This window comes from Bacteroides cellulosilyticus DSM 14838 (genome assembly GCF_000158035.1).
Classification (GTDB): domain Bacteria; phylum Bacteroidota; class Bacteroidia; order Bacteroidales; family Bacteroidaceae; genus Bacteroides; species Bacteroides cellulosilyticus.
The window spans coordinates 1,340,390-1,346,329 of the sequence record NZ_EQ973491.1 but is presented as its reverse complement, the minus strand read 5'-3'; the positions used below and the strand labels follow the sequence as shown (position 1 = coordinate 1,346,329).

The 5,940-nt window shown below is 41.3% G+C and carries 5 protein-coding genes; 1 reads left to right on the top strand and 4 read right to left on the bottom strand.

Translation table 11 applies throughout. The features are described from left to right. The first annotated feature begins 142 nt into the window (after positions 1–142). On the top strand, positions 143–439 hold the full coding sequence (locus BACCELL_RS17530) for a hypothetical protein (RefSeq protein ID WP_007213302.1): 297 nt from the start codon (positions 143–145) through the stop codon (positions 437–439). Positions 440–507: 68 nt separating this feature from the next. On the opposite strand, the gene BACCELL_RS17525 is transcribed toward BACCELL_RS17530, so the two are convergent. The 4 genes from BACCELL_RS17525 to BACCELL_RS17510 form a co-directional block, all read right to left on the bottom strand. Beyond that, positions 508–2,010: a MutS-related protein gene (locus BACCELL_RS17525; protein WP_007213301.1), complete on the bottom strand. Its 1,503-nt coding sequence runs from the start codon at positions 2,008–2,010 to the stop codon at positions 508–510. 378 nt (positions 2,011–2,388) lie between these two features. After that, positions 2,389–3,891 carry a glutamine synthetase family protein gene (locus BACCELL_RS17520; RefSeq protein ID WP_007213299.1) on the bottom strand — a complete coding sequence of 501 codons (1,503 nt, stop codon included), beginning with the start codon at positions 3,889–3,891 and terminating at the stop codon, positions 2,389–2,391. A 210-nt stretch (positions 3,892–4,101) separates the two neighbouring features. After that, a complete protein-coding gene (locus BACCELL_RS17515) occupies positions 4,102–5,106 on the bottom strand; it encodes a beta-ketoacyl-ACP synthase III (RefSeq protein WP_007213298.1) in 1,005 nt (334 codons plus the stop codon). A gap of 172 nt (positions 5,107–5,278) precedes the next feature. Continuing rightward, positions 5,279–5,940: flavin reductase (locus tag BACCELL_RS17510; RefSeq protein ID WP_007213297.1), on the bottom strand; the 662-nt coding region annotated here is incomplete at its 5' end.

The window sequence follows — 5,940 nt, the reverse complement described above, 5'->3', positions numbered from 1 at the left end:
GAGTTAATTCAACTCCTGATTCTCATAAATTGTGAAATAGTAGTAATTCTTTCCCTCCCCGTTGAACTAATGCCTTGTGCACTCTGTTCTCTGACCAAAATAGAACATTTATTTAGTTTTTAACCATTAAACCTGTTTAATTATGACATGTAAAGATTCTCACTTTTTGATTGGCCTTGGAATAGGTTCAATCTTTGGAGCACTGGCTTATGGCTTTGCCCGCAGTGCAAGAGCAAAAAAAATGAAAGCAGAAGTATTCGATGCCCTGCACAGAATTGAAGGACATACCGAATGCCTGATCGAATCTGCTAAAGAAAAGGCATTGTATGCCGGAGAAAAAGTTGCTGACAGAGTGGCCAATGAAACATCTGTCATTGCTGAAAAAGCCAATGATATCAAAGGCAAAGTGCACTCTATGGCTGATGAAGCTAAGAAGTAATCAATCTGTTCATTACCGTAAAAACAGAGGGAGGCGGGATATCATACCTACACTCTCTCTGTTTTTCATTATATACTTGTAATTGAATGGGCCTCACTCACCAACGAAGCCGGATAATCGCAGATTTCCAATATCTTAATTGCATTATGCTCGGTCGCAACTCCGCGTTTCAACTTGTAATCGAAAGACAGGATACCATCTTTCACCGACTCGCTGAAATAGTATAATTCGTATTCATCTTCCAGCATATCGGCCAGTTCCAGATCGTGCGTAGATACAAATACCAGATTATCACTTTTCACCAGCCAGGAAAGCACAGCTTTCGAAATAGCTATCCGCTCCTTGGTATTGGTCCCTCTGAACAATTCATCGAGCAGGAAGAGATGGTTCCCATGACCGCTTTCATCTACGAAATCTTTGATAGTCGTCACTTCCTGCATAAAATAACTCTTATTTTCCATTAGGTTATCTCCCTGGTGAATGGAGGACAGAAGAGAAATTCCGGTATTTATCTCAAAGACTTCCGCGAAACAAGTATGAAGTGTTTTCGCTGCCAACAGATTCACTCCTATCGTACGCATGAAACAGGTCTTACCTGCCATATTCGAACCGGTTATCAATGCCGATTTCTCATGAAGCACCATATCATTCGGAATACAGTTTTCTATCAGAGGATGATACACTGCCTGTGTACGCAATCGCTCCCCTGCCCTGTTATCTCCCGGCAGACAGTAATAAGGTAGCTCCTCCCTCAAGATGGCAACAGACAAAATAGAATCCAGAAAACCGATGAAGCGGTAAACATTGTGGATAGCCGTCGCCTTCTCCTTCAACAGATGAAAAGTTCTGCCTACCGCATACGCCTCGTGGAGAAAGAATACCCGGATTAATTCCGCTACCATATAAAACATAATAGCCATGTCGTTATCCAGACTGAGGTTGAAACGGAAATAAGAGATATACTTCTTCAGACCTTCCACAGCCTTCAAATCAGTCGTGATAGAAGGATCTACAGAGATAAACTCCTTATTCTGCGCCAGCTTTCCCGCCTGCCTTATCATCTTCAGAAGCTGAGGTATGGAGAAAAAGTATCTCTGGATTTTCGCCTTATTACGATAGTGCAACACTGCATTTGCCACGAATGAAAAGACAAATAAAGTAAGAAACACTCCCGAATGAGTGAGCAGCATCAGAGCCAGAAACAGCAAAGGCAGAAACCGACAGATATTAATAAGAACCATCTCCTTGGCACCAATTCCTGTATTATCATTTTCCAGAATGGATACGATGGAATAAGCATCCGGTTTATCCAGTTCTTTCAGTGAATTGCTTAAAAGAGTACGTAACCCCGTATGAGTTGCCAATGAAGACAGAAGTGCTTCCTGCTTTTCCATGCCGGAGGTTTTATCCGATAGCAGAAGATAATACAAATACTGCCTGCCTATACTGGAATGACAATAATCTATTTCGGCAAACAGGTCATCCAGATTCAGGTCGTCAATGCTGTTAGCGGATAAACCGGTTTCGCCTTCGGCATTTCTATAAAGGAAATAGTTCGCAATTTCGGACATGGTGTATTCTTTAATGTTCAGTAACTGTCTTGTGTATTTATTCAGCCTCTTCCAACTCCTGCATCTTTACAGTCAACCACTATATTCATCTTATAGACTAAAGATTTCACATTTGATGTCATAAAGCTCTGTTTTATAATCAATTTATTGAGTAAACAACAAATCTATTAAAATCAACTGGAAAAGCAAGCCCTTTTGGGGATATTGTTTTACCTGAACCACAATTCTTTCATGAAAAACAGATGTCCCATACACCACAAGCTCTCTCAAGCTCTACCAATGCAACTACATACCCCTGCATAAGAAAACAGGGAAATCCGGACTTCTACATCCGAACCTCCCTATTCTATACTCCTATCTACAAATACAAGTTTTGCTTTATCCGCAATGGAAATACTTATTAACCAGTTTCAGCATTTCTTCCTGATTATCGTGTACTTCACTACGCAAGGTACGATCTTCATAGGAACGCAATTTACTGATAATTCCATCGACCATTGCAGGACTAAATACATGATACTGTTCGAAAATAGCACGCTGTTTTTCCAGGCAATCGGCAGAAGCGGCACAGCTATCAGGGAGTTGAGCCAATTGTTTCAGCTTATCCTCATTTTCCTTCTTATGAATATTCACATTCACATAGGTCTTTTCTGCAATCTCCAAAGCATTTTCAATTTCAAAACCATGACGACATGCTACGGCCAATCCGGCTATCAGTTGGTACAAATCGGCAGAACCGTCCGGAGAACGCATTTCCACAGTTTGCTTCTGTGTAGTATCATAGTGGCTGGGAGCTTCCAACGGATTAGCCAGCATACACATATCTGTCTTTGCCGACCATCCAAGCGGAACACGTACCAATACGGAACGGTTACGGTCACCCCAGCAAATATTTGTCGGAGCTTCCTGATGCGGCACCAAACGGAAATAAGAGGTAGGATTCGTATTACCGAAAGCTGTAATGGAAGGTGCAAGCTCCATCATTCCCGCAATAGCCTTACGGGCAGTTTCAGAAAGTACACCATCTTTCAACATCTGGTTTTGGCCGTCTTTCATAATACGCATATGGATATGCAATCCTGAACCGGCCTTTCCGGCTGTAATTTTCGGAGCAAACGTAATGTCATATCCATATTGATAAGCCAGATTACGGATAACCCATTTCGCAATCATCAGCTGATCGGCAGCCAGATCGGCACGTACCGGCAGGAATTCAATTTCATTCTGCTCATAGATTTTACCGTCAAGCGTGAAGTTACCTACCTCGGAATGCCCGTATTTGATCTGTCCGCCCGCCTTTGCAATATGCAGCATACAGTCGGTACGGAAGTCATTGAACTTGGCATAAGGAGCAGATTCATGATAGCCACGTTGATCCGTAGCAGGGAACAGTCCACTATCTTCTGATATCACATAATATTCCAATTCGCCCATAGCCTGGAATTCCATTCCGGTTACATCAGTAAAGGCTTTGCAAGCTTTACGCAACGTATATTCCGGTGAACTTTCCAGAAGTTCACCATCTTTATTGAAGTAAGAGCAAAGCATGGAAAGTGTTGTAGTTTCAGCAAAAGGATCGATAAAGGCTGTGCAAAAACGCGGAACTACATACAAGTCGCTACTGCCCGCTTCAATAAATGGGAAAAGGCTTGATCCGTCTACACGTTCACCACAAGTCAGTATGGCATCAAGGTAAGCAGCGTCGTTAATGACAAAATTCAATGTTTTCAGTCGCCCGTCTGCTGCGGGATACATGAAGTTCACCATGCGGATATCGTTCTCCTTGATATAAGAAATAATGTCTGCTTTCGTAAATTCGGAAGCCGGTTTTTGAAGAGCAGCCACCAGTTGGTTGGCACTCATCGATAGTTCATGATTCATACGTTGGTTGTTTTTTAAGTTATTGTATGGTTAACAATGTGTTGTCATGCAATGATTCCCCACAAAGATAATATTTTATAATAACTTCAATATATATGATACTCAAAAAAAGAAATAGAATGAAGGTTTGGCAAAAGGTGATGAGATAAACTATTTGTATATCCGGGTTGCTATAATAAGAAAAGTTATAGGGAATAGTAACCCGGGCTACTATTCCTTTTTTCCGTCATATCCCCACTTTACATAAATAGCACCCCAGGCAAACCCTGCCCCAAATGCTGTAAAGATGAGGTTATCACCTTTCTTTAGCTTATCTTCAAAATCCCAGATACAAAGCGGAAGTGTGGCGGCACTCGTATTACCATAACGCTCAATATTAACCATCACTTTCTCTGTTGGAATCTCCAAGCGTTGCGTTACAGCAGTGATAATGCGCTGGTTGGCCTGGTGGGGAATTACCCAGTCAATATCGTCCTTACTTAAATGGTTTCTTTCAATGACAGCTTCACAAGCATTAGCCATATTGGCTACGGCATATTTGAAAACCGTACGCCCTTCCTGATAAATGTAATGCATGTGATTATCCAGCGTATAATACGAAGGAGTACATACAGAGCCACCTGCTTTAATATGCAGGAAAGGCAGTCCCTTACCATCTGTTCTCAGCACTGAATCCATTACACCTAAATCTTCCGTAGTAGGTTCCAGCATGAAGGCTGCCGCACCATCACCGAATATGGGACAAGTGGCACGATCCGTATAATCTATGATTGAAGACATTTTCTCAGCCCCTACCACGATAATCTTCTTGTAGTTTCCCGAGCGAATAAAGTTTGCTCCCGTCTCCAACGCATACAGGAAACCACTGCAAACTGCTTGTACATCGAAAGCAAAAGCACGTTTCAATCCCAGTCGCTCACACAAGATGGAGGCTGTAGAAGGTAAACGATAGTCAGGAGTGGTAGTAGCAACAATCACCAGATCAATTTCATCCGGTTGAGAATTCGTACGTTGCATTAATTGTTTGGCAGCTTTGCGGGCCATATACGAAGTTCCCAGTCCCTCTTCATGCAAAATACGTCTTTCCTTTATGCCTATACGCCCCATAATCCATTCATCGGTGGTATCGACCATTTTGGAAATCTCATCATTGGTTAGGATATAATCGGGTACATATCCTCCGACTCCTGTAATTACTGCGTTTATTTTCTCCATAAACTCTACCTAGTTTAGTAAATTCTGATTATAGGGACAATTATATATAAGTGATACTTAAGAAAATGCGGGCGCAAATATACAGAAAAGACTATGAATTCCAAGAATTGGTCAAAAACACTTTGGTCTTTTACCAATGAAAAGGAATAATTGACCAAAATTTCGTTGAATATTATTTCTTAATCCAAATATTGACGATTTCTGAGATAAACATTTGATGTTTGGAAAGTTCGTTTTTATAAGCTTCTTCCATGATTTTTGATTTATAAGGTTCGGTCAGGTTGGCATAGTCCAACTCCTGAATAAACATCTTCTTGCACTCAATAATCATTCGTGCTTCTTCAAAGCTCATTAATCCTGAAGGAGTTTCCAGAGGAATAAGTCCGGCCTCTTTCACCTTATCCGTATTCCTTCCTGACACTGTACCGCATATACGCAGGGCATTGCGATATTTTTCATTAAAGAAGCTGAGGGTGAAACTCTCATGCTGTTGGAGGAATTGGTAAGTATAGCGGGTATCGCGTATAAAAATAAAGGTAGAAGGACGTTCCCAAATGTATCCCATACCACCCCAACTGGCAGTCATTGTATTATAGGAACTTTCATCGCCTGCCGTTACAAGCATCCACTCTTTACCAATCAGTTGAATCACATTGTCGGACAAATCGGAGGCTTCAAGTTTATCGTAACGAGATTGCCAATCAGTAGAGGTTACACCACTTTCGGAGGATTCGGAAGTTTGATCATTTACTTTCTTATCACTAGGATTCGTGCAAGATGCAAGGAATAAGAAAAGACTGATTACCGGTAATAAAATAGTTGTTTTCATTGATA